This window comes from Barnesiella sp. An55 (assembly GCF_002161555.1).
Classification (GTDB): domain Bacteria; phylum Bacteroidota; class Bacteroidia; order Bacteroidales; family Barnesiellaceae; genus Barnesiella; species Barnesiella merdipullorum.
The window spans coordinates 177,724-196,460 of the sequence record NZ_NFHZ01000004.1 but is presented as its reverse complement, the minus strand read 5'-3'; the positions used below and the strand labels follow the sequence as shown (position 1 = coordinate 196,460).

The 18,737-nt window shown below is 52.4% G+C and carries 16 protein-coding genes; 10 read left to right on the top strand and 6 right to left on the bottom strand.

Features of this window, described 5'->3' with window-relative positions; translation table 11 throughout:
- Nucleotides 1–21: 21 nt before the first annotated feature.
- Entirely contained in the window at nucleotides 22–1,299 is a 1,278-nt protein-coding gene (locus tag B5G10_RS04075) for an SPFH domain-containing protein (RefSeq protein WP_087423471.1), read from the bottom strand.
- Between the two features lie 173 nt (nucleotides 1,300–1,472).
- Entirely contained in the window at nucleotides 1,473–1,676 is a 204-nt protein-coding gene (locus B5G10_RS04070) for a hypothetical protein (RefSeq protein ID WP_143241049.1), read from the bottom strand.
- A 503-nt stretch (nucleotides 1,677–2,179) separates the two neighbouring features.
- On the opposite strand from B5G10_RS04070, the gene B5G10_RS04065 reads away from it, so the two are divergent.
- Nucleotides 2,180–2,584 (top strand): DUF4878 domain-containing protein, encoded by a 405-nt coding sequence (locus B5G10_RS04065; RefSeq protein ID WP_087423469.1) that lies wholly within the window; start codon nucleotides 2,180–2,182, stop codon nucleotides 2,582–2,584.
- A gap of 179 nt (nucleotides 2,585–2,763) precedes the next feature.
- Here the strand turns inward: B5G10_RS04065 and B5G10_RS12680 are convergent, their stop codons facing one another.
- A complete protein-coding gene (locus tag B5G10_RS12680) occupies nucleotides 2,764–2,913 on the bottom strand; it encodes a hypothetical protein (RefSeq protein WP_158098770.1) in 150 nt (49 codons plus the stop codon).
- 124 nt (nucleotides 2,914–3,037) lie between these two features.
- Here B5G10_RS12680 and B5G10_RS04060 point away from each other — a divergent pair, with 124 nt between their 5' ends.
- The 6 genes from B5G10_RS04060 to B5G10_RS04035 all read left to right on the top strand — a co-directional run bounded on the left by B5G10_RS04060 (nucleotide 3,038) and on the right by B5G10_RS04035 (nucleotide 8,950).
- Entirely contained in the window at nucleotides 3,038–3,565 is a 528-nt protein-coding gene (locus B5G10_RS04060; protein ID WP_241147709.1) for a YiiX/YebB-like N1pC/P60 family cysteine hydrolase, read from the top strand.
- Nucleotides 3,566–3,596: 31 nt separating this feature from the next.
- The gene (locus B5G10_RS04055) at nucleotides 3,597–4,001 is read left to right on the top strand and encodes a DUF4878 domain-containing protein (RefSeq protein WP_087423467.1); all 405 of its coding nucleotides are present in this window, start codon (nucleotides 3,597–3,599) and stop codon (nucleotides 3,999–4,001) included.
- A gap of 294 nt (nucleotides 4,002–4,295) precedes the next feature.
- A complete protein-coding gene (locus B5G10_RS04050; protein ID WP_087423466.1) occupies nucleotides 4,296–4,727 on the top strand; it encodes a MarR family winged helix-turn-helix transcriptional regulator in 432 nt (143 codons plus the stop codon).
- A 241-nt stretch (nucleotides 4,728–4,968) separates the two neighbouring features.
- Complete coding sequence (locus tag B5G10_RS04045; RefSeq protein WP_087423465.1) at nucleotides 4,969–6,300, top strand: TolC family protein; 1,332 nt, start codon at nucleotides 4,969–4,971, stop codon at nucleotides 6,298–6,300.
- Nucleotides 6,301–6,306: 6 nt separating this feature from the next.
- Nucleotides 6,307–7,341 carry an HlyD family secretion protein gene (locus tag B5G10_RS04040; protein ID WP_087423464.1) on the top strand — a complete coding sequence of 345 codons (1,035 nt, stop codon included), beginning with the start codon at nucleotides 6,307–6,309 and terminating at the stop codon, nucleotides 7,339–7,341.
- 4 nt (nucleotides 7,342–7,345) lie between these two features.
- A complete protein-coding gene (locus B5G10_RS04035) occupies nucleotides 7,346–8,950 on the top strand; it encodes an MFS transporter (protein WP_087423463.1) in 1,605 nt (534 codons plus the stop codon).
- A gap of 117 nt (nucleotides 8,951–9,067) precedes the next feature.
- Here the strand turns inward: B5G10_RS04035 and B5G10_RS04030 are convergent, their stop codons facing one another.
- Genes B5G10_RS04030 through B5G10_RS04020 form a run of 3 tightly spaced genes read right to left on the bottom strand, consistent with a single transcriptional unit; the run spans nucleotide 9,068 to nucleotide 14,720 of the window.
- Nucleotides 9,068–10,426 carry a TolC family protein gene (locus B5G10_RS04030; protein ID WP_087423462.1) on the bottom strand — a complete coding sequence of 453 codons (1,359 nt, stop codon included), beginning with the start codon at nucleotides 10,424–10,426 and terminating at the stop codon, nucleotides 9,068–9,070.
- Between the two features lie 22 nt (nucleotides 10,427–10,448).
- Nucleotides 10,449–13,595, bottom strand: a complete 3,147-nt coding sequence (locus tag B5G10_RS04025) for an efflux RND transporter permease subunit (RefSeq protein WP_087423461.1) — start codon at nucleotides 13,593–13,595, stop codon at nucleotides 10,449–10,451.
- A 9-nt stretch (nucleotides 13,596–13,604) separates the two neighbouring features.
- Nucleotides 13,605–14,720 carry an efflux RND transporter periplasmic adaptor subunit gene (locus B5G10_RS04020; protein ID WP_087423460.1) on the bottom strand — a complete coding sequence of 372 codons (1,116 nt, stop codon included), beginning with the start codon at nucleotides 14,718–14,720 and terminating at the stop codon, nucleotides 13,605–13,607.
- A 230-nt stretch (nucleotides 14,721–14,950) separates the two neighbouring features.
- Here B5G10_RS04020 and B5G10_RS04015 point away from each other — a divergent pair, with 230 nt between their 5' ends.
- The 3 genes from B5G10_RS04015 (at nucleotide 14,951) to B5G10_RS04005 (ending at nucleotide 18,698) form a co-directional block, all read left to right on the top strand.
- On the top strand, nucleotides 14,951–15,961 hold the full coding sequence (locus B5G10_RS04015; RefSeq protein ID WP_087423459.1) for a histidine kinase: 1,011 nt from the start codon (nucleotides 14,951–14,953) through the stop codon (nucleotides 15,959–15,961).
- A complete protein-coding gene (locus tag B5G10_RS04010; RefSeq protein WP_087423458.1) occupies nucleotides 15,958–16,680 on the top strand; it encodes a LytTR family DNA-binding domain-containing protein in 723 nt (240 codons plus the stop codon). The genes B5G10_RS04015 and B5G10_RS04010 overlap by 4 nt, the downstream gene beginning before the upstream one ends.
- Before the next feature lie 146 nt (nucleotides 16,681–16,826).
- Nucleotides 16,827–18,698, top strand: a complete 1,872-nt coding sequence (locus B5G10_RS04005) for an alpha-L-fucosidase (protein ID WP_087423457.1) — start codon at nucleotides 16,827–16,829, stop codon at nucleotides 18,696–18,698.
- The last annotated feature ends 39 nt before the right edge of the window (nucleotides 18,699–18,737 follow it).

Below are 18,737 nucleotides of genomic sequence, written 5' to 3'. Positions count from 1 at the left end.
AGTAAAAAAAGCTATTCTTTTCTATGACCTCCTATTTCCACATTTGGGGCAGAACTTGACCGACGGAGGCAATGGCGAACCACATCGGCTGCACACGTCGCTGCTCATTACCGGCTTGCCGCAACTGCCACAGAAGGAGCTGCCCGGGGCAAGCGGTGCGTTGCAATGAGGACATTTCTGGGTCTCGGGCTGGAGCGGAATACCGCAACTGATGCAACGCTTGGCATTGATGTCGTTGTCGGTTCCACAGTTGGGACACGGGTTATAGGGATCGCCACAATGGGGGCAGAACTTCATGTTGCTGGGGAACTTCTTCGAGCAGTTGGAGCAATAGACCATGCGCACCTGCTGCTGGGCATCGCCTCCTACCCCGGCTCCCGGCTGAGGGGGCATCTGTCCGTTACCACCAAAGGTAGGCTGGTTGTACTGGGGTTGCATCATCCCGGCCGCGGCATTGCCGCCGCCCATGCCGCCCATCATGTTGATGGCCATCAAACCGCCCAAGAGACCGCCATTGCCGTTGCTCATGCCATCGATGGCATTGTTGGCCACGTCGAACATCTGTTCCTGTTGCCAGGTATGACCGGTAATCGACATGGAACTTTGCTGGGCTATGGCCTCCTTCACGCGACGGCCGTCTGCTGTCGAATCGTCAATCTCGATGAGGCTCACATAGAACTTGGTCAGCTCCAGTCCCAGATTCTCCCAGAAGGGATTCATCACGTTGCGCAGGTACTCCGAGATGGAATCAAGATAGGCCGATATCTGCTTGAAGCCGATACGATGCTTGAGCATGTATTGCAATATGGTAGATTTAGTTTTGGTCGAGAACTCGCCGTTGAATTGCGACGTGAGGTCATCTTCGGTAAAACGAGACTTTGTTCCCACTGCCTTTATCAGGAACTTCTCAGCATCGACAATCTTCAAACCGTACTGACCGCTGGCCGTGAGAGGCAACTGGGTGTTGTAGTCGGCATCGTGAATGGTCATGCGGTCGATGGCCCAGTCGATATTGTAGATCTGAATCTTGTTGACAAACCATACCTCGGCCGTAAACGGATTCTTGCCCCCAAAAGGCAATCCATACAACGACCGCAGGATAGGCAGGTTCTCGGTATTGAGGGTGTGTTTACCCGGCCCGAATTTACCTACAATCTGGCCCTTTGAAAACAAGATTGCTTCTTGCGACTCCTGCACAATGAGTTGCGTGTATGTACTCAGGTTCGTCTCGGGGAAACGCCAAGCATAAATCGTCGTGTCACCTTGCGGTGCCCATCTTACTAAATCTATAATTGCCATATATGTTGTTGATTTTATTTTTTTGACTGAATTCTATATGCCCCTAATTATGTTTTTCAGCGATGACAAATATATGCAAAAAAATCTGATGAGCAAATATTTTTTTACAAATATGCAAATATTACTTTCACTCATTCACACTTTCTGTGCTCCCACCAAACGGCCAGTCTTCTCTACAAAACCATCCGACACTTTTTAATCCTTGCGGCCAACCGTTTGAACAGGTCTCCTGTCCAATACCCCGCAGCACCTATCGCACTGCCAAGCAGAGCCAGGAATGATAGACCGAATACCACAAAGGCAACCAACAGACACCCGACAACAGCAAATGCCACCACCGTCATCATCAGCCAACCTATCCCCTCGAGTATAAACATAATGGTATCTGTTTCGTCATGACCAAAGATAATGAACAAGTTACAATTTTGCAAATCACAGGCCCGGCTTCCCCCAACCTCTACTCACATTTCACCCGCCACCAAAAGACGATAAAAAAATAGATTCTTTAATTCTATTTCTCATTTTTTACCTATATTTGTCCACCGAATGACACACTCGATATTGATAAAGGGGACTATAAGTGCATTCCCTGGAATTTTAATGCTATCCGGTTGCACAAACCATGAGACAGAAAAACCGCTCGATTTGCCTGCAGATCTGTTTCGTGAAGGAGAGATATTGTATTTCGAAAAGGTACAGTCCTCACCAGCCAGGTTGTGCTGTCGGCCGATAAAGAAGGCGCCTATTCTCACACCGGTATTCTCAAACAGCTTGCCCTGGATTCACCGGCGATTATCTCATACCCAACGACATTAGCCTCAACAAGAAATTACACTTAATTTATATATTCTAATCACTATTTATTCACCTTAAAAAAGTTATGAAAAAGATTCTGTATCTGAGCCTGATGGCTATCGTGAGCCTGTTGATTGCTTCGTGTTCGAACGACTCGCCGGGCAGTGCACTCAAACACTACATGGAAGCCATGTTCAACAAAAACTTCGAAGAGGCATTCAATGGTTATGCCATCAAAGATGGCAACCCCTCCGAACTACCAGAGCCAATAAAAAAGAGTTTGTTTGACTCAATGGAAAGCGCAATCGAAGAAATCACCGACCAACATGGCGCTATCAAAAGCATTGAAATCATCTCGGAAGAGATTTCGGAAGACGGAACTACCGCTGAAGTCGAATACAAACAAGTATTTGAAGACGGAACTGAAGATGAGGGCACTCAAACCATGGTCAAGAAAGATGGCAAATGGCTGATAGATGTAGGTCTATAAATCCTGCCTATCCCACACAAAAACAGGAGCGCCTGTCCGGCGGGTATGAATTCCCCGGGCAGGCGCTCGGCTTTTCAAAACGCCACAGACAAGAGGGTCAACTACACACATAGAGGGCGGCCGACTGTGAAGCCGGTCGCCCTCGCACTTTGTCATTCAGACAAGTGAGCATGTGTATATCAATAACCGCCGCCCAATACGTGATAGAGGTTGATGACACCCTGTATCTCGTCGAAGCGGTCGGAGACAGCCGAGAGTTCAACCTCGAGCAACGACTTGCCACCAAAAGATGATAGAAAAAAAAGAGACTTTTTAATTCTATTTCTCATTTTTTTACCTATATTTGTCCACCGAATGACACACTCGATATTGATAAAGGGGATCATAAGTGCATTGCTTGGAATTTTAATGCTATCCGGTTGCACAAACCATGAGACAGAAAAACCGCTCGATTTGCCTGCAGATCTGTTTCGTGAAGGAGATATTGTATTTCGAAAAGGTACAGGCCTCACCAGCCAAGTTGTGCTGTCGGCCGATAAAGAAGGCGCCTATTCTCACACCGGTATTCTCAAACAGCTTGATGGAAAATGGTATGTGGTTCATGCCGTGCCCGATGAGCCCGACTACGAAGGTGACGTGGACCGGGTAAAGCTCGACCCCGTAGAGCGTTTCTTCTCCAGCAACCGGGCTTCAAGCGGGGCCGTGATGCGCATGGAGATCGATTCCGTGAAGGCTTGCCATGCCGCCCAAAGGGCTTTCGACCTGTATCGGGCCCACATCCTGTTTGACCATGAATATGACCTGAACGATACGACAAAGATGTATTGCACCGAACTGGTGAATCATGTATATCTCAAAGAGGGCATCGACCTCTCGGAGGGTAGGCTCACCTACATCAACTTCCCGGGATTCACCGGCGATTATCTCATGCCAAACGACATTAGCCTCAACAAGAAATTACACTTAATTTATATATTCTAATCACTATTTATTCACCTTAAAAAAAAGAGTTATGAAAAAGATTCTGTATCTGAGCCTGATGGCTATCGTGAGCCTGTTGATTGCTTCGTGTTCAAACAACTCGCCGGGCAGTGCTCTCAAACACTACATGGATGCCATGAACGACAAAAACTTCGAAGAGGTAGTCGATGGTATTGCCTTCAAAGAGGGCCTCACCCCCGAACAGCAACAACAAGTGAGAGAGAGATGGATTACCTTACTGCAAGACAAAGCCGAAAAGAGCGCCGAACAACAAGGTGCTATCAAAAGCTTTGAAATCATCTCGGAAGAGATTTCGGAAGACGGAACTACCGCTGAGGTCAAATACAAACAAGTATTTGAAGACGGAACCGAAAAAGAAGGTACTCAAGCCATGGTCAAGAGAGATGGTAAATGGCTGATGGATGTAGGCAAATAAATCCTGTCTATCCCTCACAAAAACAAGAGCGCCTGTCCTGGGAATTATCCCCGGGCAGGCGCTTGGCTTTTCAAAACGCCACAGGCAAGAGGGTCAACTACACCTGGCAGAAAACACTATCCCATACTACCCTACCTATTTAACTTCATATATGGCAATACTTTACAATTCATTATAGCATTACCCCTCCCTGTACCCAATCAAAGGAGAGTACGTTTATTATTAAATTTAGTAGCCAATAGCAACTAATTTAAAATATAGTATTACCTTTGTGCCTGAAAAAACAGAGACCTCATGACAAACGAACTGTTGGGAACAACCGTAGGCAAGTTACGTAACAAGTTGCACCGCCTCATGAAACAACGGTATGCCGCCGAAGCCGAGATAAAACTGACGGTCGAGGAGTTTATTCTCTTGAATATGATCAAGGCCAAAACCGACCAGATATTACAAAACATTGCCATCGCTACCGGCAAGAACAAATCGGTAGTGATGCGCATGATCGACGCCCTCGAGGAAAAAGGACTGGCCAAACGCACGGTCAACCCCGACGACCGACGTGAAAACCTGCTCAGCATTACCGAAAAAGGGGCCGAGGTGGTAACCCAATACCAGGCTATCGAGAAGCGGCTCTCAAACGAACTGCTCGAAGGAATACCGGCCGAAAAGGTGGAGGTGTTTTTCGATGTCATCGACCGTATCTCCCAACGAGCCAATCGTCTGTAAGACGGACTACCCTACCCGACCTCCCAGGCGAAAGACGAGAATGTGCCTTCGCTCCACGACAATACTTTTGCTGGCGAGAAGACTAACCGAGATGGAAAAAAGGGACACATGACAAGGCCCTCTACCCTCGAGAGCACTTTTGTTTCTACATGAGCGAGAGTACGGGGCAACTCCATGCAAATAATATTTTTTTTATTTAATTCGTTGCTATTATAAATTATTTATATTACAAATCAATAACATGAAATATATCAACAAACTTCTCTTTACAGGCTCGCTCCTCACCTGTGCCATGACCCTGTGGGGTGAGGCCCCGGGACAGATCATGAGCCTCGACGAACTCTTTACGCTGGCCGACAAGCAGAGCAAGAGCATCAAGATATTCGAATCGGCCGTAACAGGAGCCGACAAGGATATATCGGTAGCCAAGAATGCCTACCTCCCCACCATCGACTTCTCGGCTTCGGCGACCTACAACGGTAATGCATGGGTCTCGGATCGCGACTTTACCAACGGGCAGACCTTCGCATCGCCACACTTCGGCAACAGTTTCTCTATCGAAGCTTCGCAAGTCATTTTTGCCGGCGGAGCCATCCATCACCAGGTGAAAGCGCTCGAAACACAGCAAAAGATTTCCGAGTGGGACCTCGCCGCACATCGGCAGGAGGTCTATTTTCTGCTCACCGACTACTACCTCGACCTCTACAAATATCGCAACCTGCTCACTGTGTATGACCGCAACATCGAACAGACTCTGCAAGTGATACACGACATGCGGGCCCGCGAGGCTGCCGGGGTGGCTCTCGACAACGACATCACCCGGTATGAGGTACAGTACCAGAACCTCCTGTACAAACGCACCGAGCTGGTGAGCTCGATTGCCATCTACAACGACAAGATCGTGACCATGCTCGACCTGCCTCCCCAAACCGAGATTCTCCCCGATACGACCCTGCTGCATGGTTCCATACCCCAAGCATCGGAAAATGATTTTCAAGAGCAGGCGTTCCAGTGTGCTCCACTCCTGAACAAGAACCGCCTCACCATCGATCTGCTCACCCGCAAACGACAAGCAGCCCAATCGGGATACATGCCCAAGATAAGCCTCATCGCCGGCGACAATCTCAACGGTCCCATCACCTACGAGATACCCGTGCTCAACAACAACATCAACGTGTGGTATGTGGGTGTAGGGCTAAAGTTCAACCTGGGCAACCTCTACAAAACTCCTAAAGAGGTATCGCGGCTGGGAGTATCGATCGGGCAAGCCCGATTTGAGCTCCACTCGGCCGAAGAACGGGTAACCTTGGGAGTGCGTGAAGCCTACACCCGCTACCTCGATTCGTTCGAACAGCTCAAGACCCAGGAGAAAAGCCGGCAACTTGCTACCCAAAACTACGAGGTCATCGCCAACCGCTATGCCAACGACCTGGTACTGGTAACCGATCTGGTCGATGCCGACAACCTGCGGCTCTCGGCCGAGGTGCAATATGTAAACGCCCAGATAAACATCATCTACAACTATTACCGGCTTCTGTATGCCACAGGGGTCATTCACACCATAAATGAATAATTGACTATGAACAAGAGAACCAGAAAGATAGTACGCAACACTATCGTGATAGCCATCATCCTCGGCGGGCTGGGCTGGGTATGCTCCCGGTTTATCCACCTCGGGAGGGTCGAATATACCGACAATGCCCAAATACGACGAAATATCATCCCCATCAACTCGAGGGTGCAGGGTTTCATCGAGAAGGTATGCTTCGATGACTTCCAGTTCGTGCACAAAGGCGACACGCTCGTCGTCATCGAGAGTTCGGAATACAAGCTCAAGGTGGTGCAGGCCAAGGCCAACTACCAAAAGGCACTCATGGAGAACACCGCCATGGAGACGGTCATCTCGACCACGGCCAACAACCTGACCGTATCGGATGCCAACATCGAGGAGCTGCACATTCGACTGAAACAAGCCGAAACCGACTTCAACCGATATGACCAGCTATATGCCCAAAAGGCGGTGACCCGCCAGCAATACGATAATGCCAAGGCCGACTATGAGGCTACTCGAGCCAAATACGACATGCTGGTGCGACAGAAACGAAGCACCTCGCTGGTGAAAGACGAACAGACCCAGCGACTGGAACAGAACCAGACCAACATCGAAGTGGCCAAGGCAGCCCAGAATTTGGCCGAGTTGAACCTATCCTATACCGTAATCGTAGCTCCGTGCGACGGAGTAACCTCGCGAAAGGCCATTCAGGAAGGGCAACTCATTCAGGCCGGACAAACCCTGCTCTCGCTGGTCGATTATGAGCACGTGTGGATTATCGCCAACTACAAGGAGACCCAGACCTGCCACATTGCCGAAGGGCTGCCGGTGAGCATCAAGGTCGATGCCGTGCCCGGAATTACCTACCTGGGTAAGGTTTCCACCCTGTCGAGCGCAACCGGGGCACAGTACTCGATTATCCCCCAGGACAACTCGGCCGGCAACTTTGTGAAGGTAGAGCAGCGCATCCCCATCAAGATTATCTTTACCGATGAGAACAGCCGTGAGAACATCAACCGGCTGCGCTCTGACATGAACGTAGAGTGCGAAGTAAACTATTGACGCCATGCCCGCACAAGTACCATCGCCCGAAGAGGTTGCATCGGCCCGGCGCATCCAGGTATGGAAAGATTTCATACCTCTGCCCCTGCGTTTCCCGCTGATACTCTTCATCATCATCGTCTATATGTTTTCGGGAGGCGTCTATATGTCGGCCGTTTCGGAGATGTCGGGGAGCCTGTCGTGGATTACCGAAGATATCATGATGGCCGGCTATGCCTCGATGACGGGATTGACCATCGCCTTCCCCCTGTTATTCAGGATTCTGTTCAGGTTCCAACCCCGCGACCTGCTTCTTTTCTCGGCCGGAGTCTTTGTCGTGAGCGACTATCTGTGCATGGTCACCGACTTTCTACCGCTGGTCGTGCTGCTCTCGTTCATCAGCGGCTTCTTCAAGATTGTGGGGACCTTTGTTTGCTGGAGCAACGTACAACTCAAGATTACTCCCAAACGCGACTTTGCCGTCTTCTTTCCCTTCCTCTTCACCTTTGTGCTGGGGAGCGTGCAACTGGTCAACATCGTCACGGGATACAGCCTCTACGCCTTCGACTGGCAAGCCATGCACCGCATCACGATAGGCACCTTTATCGTGGTTTTTGCCCTGGTCTATTTCGGGATGCGACGCAACTATCGCCAAGGTCCCTACATCCCGTTCAAGGGCATCGACTACCTGGGTTGCATCTTGTGGAGCCTGTGGCTGCTTTGCATCGTCTTTATCTGTGTCTATGGCGACTACTACGACTGGCTCGACGGCGAACCCATACGGATAGCCATACTCTTTGCCGTAGTGCTGCTGGTCATGTGTATCCAGCGGGCGGCCACGATACGCCACCCCTACATCAGCCTGGGGACCTTCTCGCAGCACAATATGCTGTTTATCTTTATCCTATTCGGGTGCATGACCCTGATGTCGGCTACCGCCACCTCGACCCAGAATATCTTCACCAGCGCGATACTGGGATTCGATGCCCAGCACAACGCCGACCTGAACTGGGGAGTACTCATCGGGATTGCCACAGGCACCGGTATCTTTTATCTGGCGGTGAACCGATGGAAATGGCGGGTGAAAAACATCGTGTTGACGGGCTTCTTCTCGTTCCTGCTCTACCAAACGATGCTCTATTTCCTTATCGATGCCTCGACCGAAAAGTATATGCTCTACCTGCCGCTGGTATTCAAGGGGGCTGGGGTGAGCCTGGTATATACATCGCTCACCTACGCCCTGGCAGGGTGTGTCACCTTTGTTTATTACTTCGAGGCCATGTGTGTGATTGGGTTTATCCGCACCAGTTTCGGAGCCCCGCTCAACTCGGCGATTCTCTCGCGGTTGTTCAAATACGTAAGTCTGGAAAACACAGCCAGTCTGAGTGGAGAAATCGATGCGATGCACCCGATGGCCCAGTCGTTCACAGCCCTTTATGGCGAATTCGAGCGGCAGATTCTTCTGGTGAGTCTGAAAGAGGTTTACGGTTTTGTCGTCATTGCCGCTATTCTCATTCTGCTCGCCATCCTGGCCTCGGACTACCGATGGCTTCTCAAGTCCCGACCTATGCTGCGGCTCTCCCAAATCTGGCAAGTGGTTCAACGCCAATCGAAACAGATAGAGACCTGAACTGACGACCGATAAAAAGAAAGTCAATTTTTCATCATAAGTAACCCCTACACATAGAGGGCGGCCGACTGTGAAGCCGGTCGCCCTCGCCCTTTGTTATTTCAATTATAAGGAGTATCAATAACCGCCGCCCAATGCGTGATAGAGGTTGATGACTCCCTGTATCTCGTCGAAGCGGTCGGAGACAGCCGAGAGTTCGGCCTCGAGCAGAGTCTGCCGCGCGGTAAGTACCTCGAGATAGTTCTGCGAGCTATGCAGCATCAGAAGTTCGGAGCTGCGCACGGCCGACTGCAAAGCGGCAATCTGCTGCTGGTCCAGTACCAGACGCTGACGGGCCGTCTGCCATTGCAGCAAGGCGTTGTTCACCTCGGTACCGGCATCGAGCAACGACTGGCGGAAGGATAGCAAAGCCTCCTCCTGCTGAGCCTTGGCCACCTTGAGGTTGGCCACGTTCTGTCCCCGGTTGAAGAGCGGTTGTACCAGTGAGCCCACGGCCGAGAAAAGCCATTGGCCGGGATTGGTAATGACGGCTCCGGCCGCATTGGTCCAGCCGGCCGAACCGCTGAGGGTAATCGAGGGATAGAACGCCGCATAGGCCTGGTTGGTCACGTAGCAGGCAGCCGCCAAGGCAGCCTCGCTTTGGCGCACATCGGGACGCCGTTGCAACAATTGCAGGGGCACCCCTACCGACAGGGTGTCGGGGAACGACTGGGTATCGAGCGTGGAGCGTTCGATTTGGCGGGGCACATCGCCCAACAGGGTCGAAATGGAGTTTTCCATCTCGATAATCTGTTGTTGCAACGAAAGCAACGAAGCATCGACCGAGAGCTTGCTGGCCTCGATTTGAGCAACGGCCATCTCGGTAGTCTGGCCGGCCTCTTTCAAGGCCTTCATCACCCGCAGATTCTCGGCCCATATCTCGGCCGTCGAGCGACTTATCTCGAGTTGCTTGTCGAGCATCAGCAAGGTGTAGTAGCTGTTGGCAATGGTGGCGACCAACTGGGTCTGTACCGCCTGGCGATAGGCCTCGCTCTGCTCCAGCACCGCTTTGGCCTCGCGCTTGGCGTTGGTTATGCGGCCAAAGATGTCGATCTCCCAGTCGGCCGAGGCAGCCAGATCGTAGCTCTTGGTGGCACTGCTCCCCTCGACACTCCGGATGGTACCTTGCGGAGTAAGCGATATCGAGGGCAGGTAGGCCAACTTCGAAGCGGTGAGCAACGCCTGGGCCTCGTCCACCTTGAGGCGGGCGATGTTCAGGTCGGTATTATTTGCGATGCCGCTATCGATGAGATTCTGCAGCAGAGGGTCGGTAAAGAGTTCCCTCCACGAGAGGTCGGCAATCGAGGCGGTATCGGTCGAGGCGGTCGAGCGCAGGTAGAGACTGTCGGCCCCGGCAATTTCGGGACGCTCATACGTCCGGTATTGACAACCGGCCAGGCCGGTCAACAGGCACAAGCCTATCATTATCTTTTTCATATCGAATGGTCTTGGAGTCATATCACTTTTTTTCTTCAATCTTCGGCAACTTGCGGGCAGGCATGAGCTTCTCTTGCAACGTCTGGAACACGATGAAGAGTACCGGCACGATGAAGAGCAGGGCTATCGTACCAATGAGCATACCACCCACGGTGCCCACACCAATCGAAATGTTACCGTTGGCCCCTACACCCGAAGCAAACATCATGGGCAACATACCGAATATCATCGTAAGCGAGGTCATGAGGATAGGACGCAACCGCACCTGAGCCGCCGAGATGGCTGCTTGCGAGATGGTCATGCCATGGCGACGACGCTCCGAGGCATACTCGGTCAAGAGGATGGCCGTCTTGGAGAGCAAGCCGATGAGCATGATAAGACCCGTTTGCAGATAGATGTTGTTCTCGAGTCCAAATATCTTGGCAAAGAGGAAACTTCCGGCCAACCCGAAGGGAACCGAGAGAATCACCGCCAGCGGGATGAAGAGGCTCTCGTACAGGGCACACAGGATGAGGTAGATGAAGACTACGCAGATGACAAACACCAGCGTCGTGGTGTTACCCGTGTTGGACTCTTCGCGCGACATGCCGCCAAACTCAAAGCCATAGCCCGTGGGGAGTGTCTGGGCTGCCACCTCCTTCACCGCCTGGATGGCCTGGCCCGAACTGTAGCCCGTGGCCGGAGCTCCATTCACCTGAATGGCCGAGAAGAGGTTGAAACGAGTCAAAACCTCGGAGCCATAGATGCGGGTGAGTTTCAGGTATTGGGATACGGGACTCATCTCGCCGGCATCGTTGCGCACGAAAATATTGTTGAGTGCTTCGGTATCGAGACGGAACTGGGGCGGAGCCTGCACCATAACCCGATAGAGCTTGGAGAAGCGGTTCATGTTCGACGCATAGTTACCACCGATGTAACCCGAGAGGGTGCTGAGCACATCGGTAGGCGACACCCCGTTGCGCTTGCACAGGGCGGCATCGACCTCAACCAGGTATTGCGGGAACTTGGTATCGAACGAGGTGGTGGCCCGGCCAATCTCGGGCCGCTTGTTGAGTTCGGTGAGGAAGTTGCGGGTATATTTCAGAAGGTCCTCAATCGAGCCTCCCTTCTGGTCCTGCACATAGACCTCGAAACCGCTGCTGGCTCCATAACCCGGAATCATGGGTCGGGTAAAGGCCATAATGTCGGCACTCGAGATGAAGGCGGTGCGACGCTGTATCTCCTCGATAATGGCATCGACGGCATCCTCTTTCCTGGGACGCTCGCTCCAGTCTTTCAACCGGATGGTGAACATACCGTTGCAAGCACCCTGCCCGCTCAACATCGAGTTACCGGTGATGCTCGAGAGCACTTCAATTTGCGGTATCGTGTTCAAGCAGCTATCGACCTGCTCGATGACCTTGCGGGTTTCATACACGCTGTTGCCCGGCGAAGTGCGCACATCGACAAAGACGGTTCCCATATCTTCGTTGGGCACGAGACCGGTCTTGGTCGTCTTCAACAGCACAAAGAAACCTACACAGGCAATCACCAGCAGCACACCGGCCAGCCATTTGCGCTTGAGCATGAAAAACACTCCGTTCTTGTATTTCATCACCAGTCGGTGGAAGGCACTATCGAAGGCCATGTGGAAACGCGACGAGAAGCTGAGTTTCTTGCCGTCGGCTCCGGTCTGGTGCGGAGTCATGATGAGGGCACACAGGGCCGGACTGAGTGTGAGGGCGTTGAGCAACGAGATGGCTACAGCCGCCGCCATCGTGAGACCAAACTGGGTATAGAAGGTACCCGTGGTTCCCCCGATGAAGCTCACGGGAATGAACACGGCCATAAAGACAAAGGTGGTGGTGACCAGAGCCGAGGTGATGCCGTCCATGGCATCGATGGTGGCCAGGTAGGCCGACTTGTATCCTTCGTCGAACTTCGCCTGCACCGCCTCGACGACCACTATCGCATCATCGACCACCGTACCGATTACCAGCACAAGGGCAAACAGGGTGAGCATGTTGAGACTGAAGCCTACCACATAGAGGAAGGCAAAGGTTCCTACCAGCGACACGATAATGGAGACGGCCGGAATAAAGGTGGAGCGGAAGCTCTGCAAGAAGATATATACCACGAGCACTACCAGCAGAATGGCTTCGAGCAGGGTTTTGACCACGGTCTTGATCGACGCGTCAAGAAAGTCTTTGGTACTCATCAAATCGACAATCTTGATGCCTTTGGGCAACGTCTTGGAAATCTCTTCGAGCGAGCGGTCTATCTCTTTGATGATTTCATTGGCATTCGAGCCCGAGGTTTGCGAAATCATGATGATACAGCCCGGGTGGCCGTTCACCTCGCCGATATAGTCGTAGGAGCGTGTACCCAGTTCGACGGTGGCCACATCTTTCAGGCGCAGCACCTCGCCGCTGGGGAGCGACTTGATGACCATATTCTCATAGTCCACCTCCTTTTCGTAGCGGCCCCGATATTTGAGCACATACTGGAAGGTGTTCTCGGCCTCGGCTCCCAAGGTACCGGTAGCCGCCTCGATGTTCTGCTCGTCGAGCACGCCGGTTATATCGGAGGGAACAAGCCCGTATTTCTTCATCTTGCTCGGGTCGAGCCAGATGCGCATGGCATATTCATAGCCAAACACATTTACCTCGCCCACCCCGGCAATACGCGACAGGCGTGGCTCGATATTGATTTTCATATAGTTGGCCAGGAAAGCCCGGTCGAACGAATCGTCGGGACTATACACGGCCAGCTGCTTGATATTACTTGTTTGACGCTTGCGCACATTGACACCGCTGCGGGTCACCTCGGCCGGCAGCAGACCTTGTGCCGAGGCGAGTCGGTTCTGCACATTCACGGTGGCCATGTCGGGGTCGGTACCCTGACGGAAATAGACCGTGATGCGGGCCGAACCGTTGTTGGACGAAGTGGAGGTCATGTAGGTCATGTTTTCCACACCGTTGAGAGCCTCCTCGAGAGGCACGACAACACTCTTCTGCACGGTCTCGGCGTTGGCTCCGGTATAGGAGGCCGACACGCTCACCGTAGGAGGTGCTATCTCGGGGAACTGCTCGATAGGCAATTGAGTCAAGCCTATGAGCCCCAGGATGAGAATCAATACCGAGATAACCCCGGCAAAGATGGGACGATCGATAAATGTTCTTATCTTCATAGGGCTCTGTTATTTGGCAGGGGTTGACGATTGTTCTTGTGCTATATCGACGACAATGCCTTCGTGCAACAGTCCGGCACCCTCGGCAATGATTACATCGCCGGCCGTCAGGCCCGAGAGTACGATGTAGTTTTGCCCGTCGTCATATTTATACACGGTGATGGGTGCCGACTGGGTTTTGCCATCGACCACCTTCCACACAAAGACACGGTTCTGCAATTCGTAGGTGGCCGTCTTGGGTATCACGAGACTGCTTTTATAGACTGTGGGAATGACTACCGACCCGCTGCCGCCGTTGCGCAGCAAACCGTCGGGGTTGGCAAAGGTAGCGCGCAGGCTTACCGCACCCGTACCCTCATCGACCGTACCGCTGATGGCGTCGATTCGGCCGGGCTGGGAATAGGTCGATCCGTTGCTCAAGAGGAGCTTCACCTCGGGCATCTGCTCCTTGGCTTTCTGCAACGAGCCATATTGCTGGATGAGGTCGAGAATCTGGTTTTCAGTCATGGAGAAATAGGCATAGACCTCGGCATCGTCCGAAACGGTTACCAAGGGGTCGGCAATCGAGCTGTTCACCAACGCGCCTACCCGGTAGGGTATCATGCTGGCCACCCCATCGACGGGGCTTTTCACCTCAGTATAAGAGAGGTCGTTGCGGGCATTTATCTCCTGGGCCTTAGCCTGAGCCAGAGAAGCCTTGGCCTCGGCCAAATCATTCTGGGCGGTTTGCAGGTCAAATTCCGATACTACCCGTTCCTTGTAAAGGGCCTCTTTGCTATCGGCCGAGAGTTGTGCCGTAGCCAGTTTGGCCTCGGCACTGCGCACATTGGCCACGGCCGTCTCGAGGGCAGCCTTGTAGGGCACCTGGTCGATGACAAAAAGGGTCTGGCCCTTGCGCACGACATCGCCCTCGTCGATGCGTATCTCGGTGATGATGCCGCTCACCTGAGGTCGTACCTCTACAAACTGGCGACCGCGAAGCGTGGCCGTATAATTCGAGGTCAACGTCTGATCCTTAGGCTCTACAGTAATCACTTTATATTTTTCACCTTCGCTCGGACGCTGCTCTTTGCAGGCCGTGAGCAAAGACAATACTGCCATAGCCAGAATAATAAATCGTTTCATGGTTGCTGTTTTATGTGATAAATTACTAATTAATGCGTATTGATTATTTCCCTATCTTAAACCGTTTCTCAAATTTATAAACTATCTGCCAATATAAGAATTTTTATTGATAAACGACAAAAAAGTGATGCCGAACGGCAAATGTGAATATTTGACAGATTCACAAGAATAAACTACCTTTGTCATAGTGGACGGGCTGTGCCCCGTCAAGTCAAATTGCTTCAGCCACCATGACCAACTACACTCGCATAAGCATCTATATCGACTTGATTTTCTGCCTCATCATCCTGCCGCTCCTCATCATGCTGGTGCCGGTAGAGAAGTGGATTATCCACCACACCTACTTCATGCTCACCCTCATTATCTATATTTACCTGCTCTACTTCACCTACCGCAAGGTCAATATTCCAGGGCTCATCATGCAACGGAAGTTCAGAATCGTAGTCTTGTTGATGGCGGTCCTCCTCTTCATCACCTGGGCCATCAGCCAGATACCTATCCCCAAAGACGACTTCATCAACTCACCGCGCGACTGGGGCATACGCCAGCACATCAGGAGCCTGAGCGTGTGGTTCTTCTTCCTCGTGGTCACGGGGTTCAGCCTGGCTATCGAACTCATGTTTGAACTTTTCAAGCAAATACTATCAAAACAAGAGATCGAGGCCGAGAAGAACAAGGCCGAGCTATCGCTCTACAAGGCGCAAATCAACCCCCACTTTCTGTTCAACACGCTCAATGCCCTCTATGGACTGGTGCTCACCAAGTCGGACAAAACGGAGTCGGCCTTCATCCAGTTTTCCGACATCCTCAAATACATGTACACCCAAACGACACTCGACACCATACCCATCTGCAACGAAATCGAGTACATCAGGCAATACGTTGACTTGCAGTCGCTCCGGCTCAACCGCCACACGCATATCGACTTCCACACCGAAACCGACGACGAGCAGGCTCAAATACCGCCCATGATTCTCATTACCTTTGTCGAGAATGCCTTCAAATACGGGACCTCGTCGGATATCGACTGCACCATCTATATCCATATTGCCGTGAAAAACGGTGTGCTGCACTTCGCAACCGAAAACACCATCATGAAGGAGAAGAAGGAAAACACGCCTGCCATCGGCATCGAGAACTGCCGCAAGCGGCTCGAGTTGCTCTACCCCGACCGATTCTCGCTCACGACGGTCCAGGAGGGCAAGCAATTCAAAACCCAACTAACCATTCAACTGCAATGAAAAAGACAACCTGCATGGCAATCGACGACGAACCCCTGGCGCTGCTCGTCATCACCCAGTTTTGCGAACGATTCGGCGGGCTGGAGCTTACCACCTTCAGCGAACCACTCGTGGGGCTCGAGGAGATACGCCGCCGCAAACCCGACCTGGTGTTTCTCGATATCGAGATGAACAGCATCAGCGGTCTCGATATTGCCCGCGACCTGCCCGAGGAGTGCTGCTTTATCTTCACCACGGCCCATGCCCAGTATGCCCTCAACGGATTCGAGCTCGACGCCGTCGATTTTCTGCACAAGCCGTTTGCCTACGAGCGATTCGAGAAAGCGGTCGAGAAGGCCATCCGCCGCATCGAAACCCGGCGCGACCGCACCCCCGAAAGTATCGTGGTCAAACAGGAGTACAACAATGTGACCATCCCCGTGAACGATATCCTTTATGTCGAGGCCATGGAGAACTATACCAAAATATTCAGAGTGAGCGGCGGCTACATCTTGTCGCGCACCAACATGAAGGCCATTCAGGAGATTCTGCCCGAGGAGAGTTTCCTGCGCATACACCGCTCCTATATCGTGCCCATCGACAAGGTTGAAATGTTTTCCAAAAAGCGTATCAAACTCGTAGGTCAGGATATCTTCCTACCCGTAGGCCGGCAGTTTGCCAACCACATCTACGACATGCTCATCGCCTGCAACTCGGGAGGCATACTTCCCAACGCCTGACCATCCAAGTCTCTACCTGCGGACAGGCTCAATACCGGCCGCAATCAATAGCATAAAAAAACTATTTATCAACAACTTGACTTTATTTCTTCGATTTATTACTTTTTATTCTTACTTTTGTCGTCAAGACCAATGAATTACTCGCAATGAAACACACAGGCATTACCAGCGCTTTGCTCGGTCTGCTGCTCATGAGCTGCCAGGCAAGCCAAACCCAGTATTACGAAAAACATCTCGTCTTTCCCGAAGGTGCTACGCTCGAACAGAAAGTCGATATGGCCGCACACCTGGTTCCCTCACGCCAACAACTGCAATGGCAAGAGCTGGAACTGACAGCCTTCCTGCATTTCGGAATCAACACTTTCACCAATAAAGAGTGGGGCGACGGACAGGAAGATCCCCGCCTATTCAACCCTACCCAGCTCGACGCCGAGCAATGGGCACGTACCCTGAAGGAAGCAGGATTCAAAATGGTGATACTCACCGCCAAGCACCACGACGGGTTCTGCCTGTGGCCCACCGAAACCACCCGGCACTCGGTGGCCTCGTCGCCCTGGAAGGATGGCAAAGGTGATGTGGTGAAAGAGTTGAAAGAGGCCTGCGACAAGTATGGACTTAAATTCGGTGTCTATCTGTCGCCGTGGGATCGCAATGCCGAGTGCTATGGCGACTCCCCCCGCTACAACCAGTTTTTCATCCAACAACTCACCGAACTGCTCACCCGCTATGGCGAAATACATGAAGTGTGGTTCGACGGTGCCTGTGGCGAGGGTCCAAACGGTAAGAAACAGGTCTATGACTGGGACGCTTTCTATACTACCATACAACGGCTGCAACCCCATGCCGTCATGGCCATCATGGGCGACGACGTGCGCTGGGTGGGCAACGAAAAAGGATTCGGCCGCGAAACCGAATGGAGCGCGACGGCTCTCGTCCCGGGAATCTACCAACGGGCCGACAGTGTGAACCAGGCCTTGGGACTGAACAACAAGACCGCAGACCTGGGTAGCCGCGACCTGCTGGCTCGTGCCCACGAGCTCTTCTGGTACCCGTCGGAGGTCGATGTATCCATCCGCCCGGGATGGTTCTATCACCCGGCCGAAGACAACCAGGTAAAATCGCTGGCCCGTCTTGTCGATATCTATTTCGAGTCGGTAGGCTACAACTCGGTATTGCTGCTCAATATCCCGCCCGATACGCGGGGCCTTATTCACGAAAACGATGCCCGGCGCCTGCATGAATTGGGACAATATATCGACCGCACCTTTGCCACCGACTACAGTCTCGACGGCAACCGCAAGATTACCGGCCGCGAGGGCGACTCGTTCGAAATCGAAATCAAAGACAATGCCTCGGTCAACACCCTGATGCTGCAAGAGAACATTGCAGAGGGACAGCGTATCGAAGCCTTCACCGTAGAAGCCTCGATCGACGGCAGCTGGAGACAGATAGTCCAGGGGACAACCGTGGGCTACAAACGGCTCGTGCGATTCGACGACCTCGTTGCCGACAAGTTGCGAGTGACCATCGACCGCTCAAGGGCCAATTTCTCCATCAGTCGCACCGGGCTGTTCTATGCCCAGCCCATCATCGAAGCCACCGATACCGAAGGTACGGCCCTCTTCACCCCCAAGAGCTGCCTGCTGGGTGAACACAAGGCGCCCCAAGCCATCGACGGCGACCCCTCGACGGTGGTTTATTGCGAAGGACTCGTGCCACTCATCATCGACCTGGGCGAAGCGATGACGATAAAAGGATTCTGCTATACCCCCGTAGCCGAAGGAGGCAATACCGAGGGTACCATTTTCCGCTACAATCTCTACCGCAGCAACGACGGCAAGAGCTGGGAACGCATCGTCGGGAACAAGGAGTTCAGCAACATCAAGAACAACCCCATTCCCCAGTATGTACTTCTCGAGAATCTGCCGGCCACTCGGTACTTGAAGCTCGAGCCCATCGAAGAGATCAATGGCAAAGCCCAAACCTCGGTAGCCGAGTTGGGTGTCATGTTGCCTTGACCCTTCCCCTGCATACTACAACATACCGCCGACCCCCGA